Origin of the sequence: Polynucleobacter sp. UK-Kesae-W10 (genome assembly GCF_018881575.1) — a bacterium.
GTDB lineage: Bacteria > Pseudomonadota > Gammaproteobacteria > Burkholderiales > Burkholderiaceae > Polynucleobacter.
Map to the genome: position 1 here is coordinate 1 of NZ_JACVQB010000012.1, position 1,521 is coordinate 1,521.

General features: G+C 51.5%; 1 protein-coding gene. It reads left to right on the top strand.

The features are described 5' to 3' along the window. On the top strand, nucleotides 1-1,518 hold a 1,518-nt coding region (locus ICN24_RS10270; protein WP_216223693.1), incomplete at its 5' end, for a CHAT domain-containing protein. Between the last annotated feature and the right edge of the window lie 3 nt (nucleotides 1,519-1,521).

Consider the following 1,521-nt stretch of genomic DNA (forward strand, 5'->3'; position numbering starts at 1 on the left):
GCCAATATCAGTGATCCTCAGTTAGCCTCCCTAGCGCGCCGTGAGCAAGATCTGCAGCAGCGCATCAACACCTTATCGGAGCTACTCACCGGATTGCTATCAGCGCCTCCTGATCAGCAGTTGCCAGCCGTGCAAGCGAAGATCCGTACCGATATCACCGGCTTTAAATCTCAGCGTGAAGATCTTAAAAAAGAGATTGAACGCAAGTTCCCTGACTATGCTGAGTTAGTAGAGCCTAAACCCGCTTCAGTAGAGCGTACCCAAAAAGCCCTCAAACCCGATGAAGTGCTCGTATCTTGGTACTTTGGCGATAACGTGGGTTATGTTTGGGCCATTACCAAAGATAAGCCGGCACAATTTGCCCAGTTATCGGTCGGTCGTGCTCAAATGGCTAAAGAAGTGGTGCAATTGCGCAAAGCCTTAGATCCTGGGGTAGCGACCATTGATGAGATCCCCGCTTTTGATGTGGCGCTAGCCAATCAACTCTACCAACAGGTACTTGCTCCCGTACAAAGTGCCTTTGTGGGTAAAAAAGTCCTACTGACCGTACCCCATGCTGAGCTGGGTCAGTTGCCTTTATCCTTGTTGGTGACTAAACCAACCGCGCAGCCGGCTAAAGGTGGCGCTACTGCCTTTATTGGCTATAAGAGTGTGCCTTGGTTAACCAGGGAGATTGCCGTTGCCCAGGTACCCTCCGTGACTGCCTTAACTGCGCTGCGCTCCTTGCCAGCAGGTAATCCCAATCGTAAGAACTTTATTGGCTTTGGCGATCCTTACTTTAGTGCCCAGCAAGAGCAGCAAGCCGATAAGCAAGCTAAAGCAACCCAATTGGCTACCCGAGGAAGACCACTGAATTTGCGCAGCGCTCCTAAAACGAGTGGGGTGAGCTCAGCGGAACTAGCCCTCTTGCCACGCCTACCCGATACCAGTACCGAGCTAGAAGAGATTGGCAAAGCCATTGGCGCTAGTGATAGCGATATTTACTTGCATCGCCAAGCCTCAGTCAAGCAAGTCATGTCCACCGATCTATCTAATCGTAAGGTCGTGATGTTTGCTACCCATGGCTTAGTTCCCGGTGAGCTCAATGGCTTAACCCAACCAGCACTGGCCTTATCTTCTCCGGATGTGACGGGAGACAAGGATGATGGCCTGCTGACCATGGATAAGGTACTCACCCTAAAACTCGATGCTGACTGGGTGGTGCTATCGGCGTGTAATACCGCTGCAGGTGAGGGTGCTGGCTCAGAAGCAGTCTCTGGTCTTGGCCGAGCTTTTTTCTTTGCTGGCGCAAAAGCCCTATTAGTCTCCAACTGGCCAGTAGACTCCGTTGCCTCAAGAACCATGATGACGGACCTTTTTAAGAGCCAACAAAAGGCCCAAGGCACCAGTAAAGCCGAATTACTCCGCCAAGCGATGCTCAACCAGATTGATCAAGGCGGTATGAGTGAGGGCGGGAGTATGAAATACGCCTATGCTCACCCCTTGTTCTGGGCTCCCTTCGTGGTTGTAGGGGATTGATTT